The sequence below is a fragment of the Zoogloea sp. genome (assembly GCF_041908905.1).
GTDB lineage: Bacteria > Pseudomonadota > Gammaproteobacteria > Burkholderiales > Rhodocyclaceae > Zoogloea.
In genome coordinates, this window is sequence record NZ_JAYREK010000072.1 from 1 (window position 1) to 2,450 (window position 2,450).

4 protein-coding genes are annotated in these 2,450 nt (G+C 69.3%); all 4 read right to left on the minus strand.

All coding sequences use genetic code 11. From position 1 onward, the window contains the following. Positions 1-297 (minus strand): hypothetical protein (locus ACE3OU_RS18705; protein ID WP_374243069.1); only part of this gene is annotated, 297 nt, incomplete at its 3' end. Positions 298-352: 55 nt separating this feature from the next. Further along, entirely contained in the window at positions 353-775 is a 423-nt protein-coding gene (locus tag ACE3OU_RS18710; RefSeq protein ID WP_374243070.1) for an ExbD/TolR family protein, read from the minus strand. Positions 776-785: 10 nt separating this feature from the next. Then, positions 786-1,601 (minus strand): MotA/TolQ/ExbB proton channel family protein, encoded by an 816-nt coding sequence (locus tag ACE3OU_RS18715; RefSeq protein ID WP_374243071.1) that lies wholly within the window; start codon positions 1,599-1,601, stop codon positions 786-788. A 7-nt stretch (positions 1,602-1,608) separates the two neighbouring features. After that, positions 1,609-2,265 (minus strand): energy transducer TonB, encoded by a 657-nt coding sequence (locus ACE3OU_RS18720; protein WP_374243072.1) that lies wholly within the window; start codon positions 2,263-2,265, stop codon positions 1,609-1,611. Positions 2,266-2,450 lie beyond the last annotated feature (185 nt).

Sequence of the window (2,450 nt, forward strand, 5' to 3'; positions counted from 1 at the left end):
GCCGGGCAGGTTGTTCAGCGTGACGTTGCGCACGTTGCAGATCGAACACTCCGTCTGGACCGAGACGCCGGGGTTGTTGTCGATGGCCTCGTTGAGCGTGGCCGCGTTGGTCTTGCGGATGTCGGCTTCCGAGACCGACTCGGTGGCGATGATCTCGTCGCGCAGGCGCGATTGCGGCTTGGCCTGCGGCGTGCCCTTGACCTCGACTTCGCCCAGCGTCTTGTCGGCGGCGCCCGCCGGAAGGGCGGCGAGGGCCAGCAGGACGGCGGCGACAACGGGCTTGAGACGGCTGTTCATGTTTTTCTCCCTGGATTGATTGTCTGGCGGGTGGGCGGGCTGACGGACAGGAGACCTACGGTGCCCGCGACGGATCGGTGACGAAGCCGATCCGCACCAGTCCCTGGCGCGCTGCCTCGCTCATCACCTGGGCGACCTTCTCGTACGGCGTCGTGCGCTCGGCGCGGATGTGCAGCTCGGGCTGCGGCTGCATCGCCGAGGCGGCCTTCAGGCGCTCGGCGAGCTGCGCGGCGTCAACCGCCTCGCCGTTCCAGAACACCTGCGCGCCGGCGTCGATGGCCAGCTGCACGTTTTCCGGCTTGGTCAGGTTGGCCGCCGAGGAGGCCTTGGGCAGGTCGATCTTCACCGCGTGCGTGAGCAGCGGCGCGGTGACCATGAAGATGATCAGCAGCACCAGCATCACGTCGATCAGCGGCACCATGTTGATTTCGGCGAGCGGTTCGTTGTCGTCGCCGGAGTCCATGCTGGCGAAGGCCATCGCGTTCTCCTCAGCGCACCGCGAGGCCGGGATGGCCGCCGCGGTTTTCCGTCTCGGCGCCGCTGCCCTGTCCGCGCGCCAGGGCGATCACCCGCTCGCTGGTGGCGCGGGCGTCGGTGAGCATCGGCGAGGTCTTGACGCCGGTGGCGAGGAAGGCGAACACGTCGTAGGCGAAGGAGTTCAGGCGCGACAGGGTGTTGCGGTTGGCGCGCGCGAAGGCGTTGTAGCCGATGGCGGCGGGGATCGCCACGGCGAGGCCGATGGCGGTCATGATCAGCGCCTCGCCGACCGGGCCGGCGACCTTGTCGAGCGTGCCCTGGCCGGAGAGGCCGATGGCGATCAGGGCGTGGTAGATCCCCCAGACGGTGCCGAACAGGCCGATGAAGGGTGCCGCCGAGGCGACCGTGGCGAGGAAGGTCTGGCCGAATTCGAGGTGGCTGCGATCCTCGTCGATGGCGCGCTTGAGGGCGCGCGTGAGCAGGTCGTCGGGCGCGCCGGAATTGATCAGGCCGGCGGTGTTGCACTCGCAGCCGCTCTTGCGGCGGTTGTGCTGCTCGATGGCGGTGAAGCCGTGGTGCACGAGGTGCGAGAAGGGCTCGGTGGTGCCGTTCTCGCGGATGCTGGAGGCGACGGCCTCGAGGTTGGGGGCCTCCCAGAAGGCGGTGAGGAAGGCTTCGCTGCGGCGGCGCATGCGCAGGACGCGGATGCCCTTGGTGACGATCAGGTACCAGGTGCCGATCGAGGCAACCAGCATCAGGCCCAGCACGAAGCGGGCAACGCCGTCGGCGTTGCTCAGGAAGTGGGCAAAGCCCATGGGGTTTTCCATGACTACTTCAACTCCTCAGATTGAAAACGATGGGGACCAGGACCCAGGCGGCGATGGTTTCGTCGCCCCGGCGGGCGGGAACGAATTTCCAGCGCCAGACGGCGTCCTGCGCGGCCTGGTCGAGACGCGGCGAGCCGCTGCTGGCCTTCAGCTCGATCTGGCTGGGGCGGCCGCTCGGTTCGACGAAGACGCGCAGGATCACCTTGCCCTCCTCGCCCATGCGCCGGGACAGCGCCGGGTAGGCGGGGGCGGGGTTCTGCAGGTAGTCGGCGTCGAAGCGGGCCTGGGTGACCGGCGCCGGGGCCGCCGGCGCGGGGGGCGCCGGGGGGGCGGGCGGCGGCGTTTCCTTGATCACCGGCACCTCGGGCGCGCTGCTCGGGGCGTCGCTCTGCGCGGCGAGCATCCGGGGCTGCTCCCGCGGTACCGGCTTGGGGCGCGGTTGCGGCTTGCGCTCGAGCGGCTGCGGTTTGGGCGGGGTGATTTCCGGGGCGGGCGGCGGCGGGGCCGGCTGGATGATGTCGACCATCAGGGTGGCCAGCGGCGCCGGCAGCGGAACCACTTCCAGCGTGGCCAGCAGGGCCAGGACGCCAACGTGCGCGGCGACGATGCCGGCGATTCCCGCCGGGGAAAAGCGTGGGGAGGCGAGGTACGGCGTGGCGGGCATTCCGGTGCCTTGGCGGGGAGCCGGGGCGATGGCGGGTGTCATCGAAGGTCCGAATCATAACGAGAACAGTTCGCATTATATCGCGGTTTTTTCCGGTCCGTTACAAATTGTTGCAGTGCGACGACCGGCTGCTGGGCGGGGTGGCGCGCTGTTTGCTCTGGACACCGGGAACGATTTCCTGGAGG

Bases quoted from the DNA above. Each gene is read 5' to 3' on its own strand.
- ACE3OU_RS18715 (WP_374243071.1), bottom strand. From the start codon at position 1,601: ATGGAAAACCCCATGGGCTTTGCCCACTTCCTGAGCAACGCCGACGGC.
- ACE3OU_RS18710 (WP_374243070.1), bottom strand. From the start codon at position 775: ATGGCCTTCGCCAGCATGGACTCCGGCGACGACAACGAACCGCTCGCC.
- ACE3OU_RS18720 (WP_374243072.1), bottom strand. From the start codon at position 2,265: ATGCCCGCCACGCCGTACCTCGCCTCCCCACGCTTTTCCCCGGCGGGA.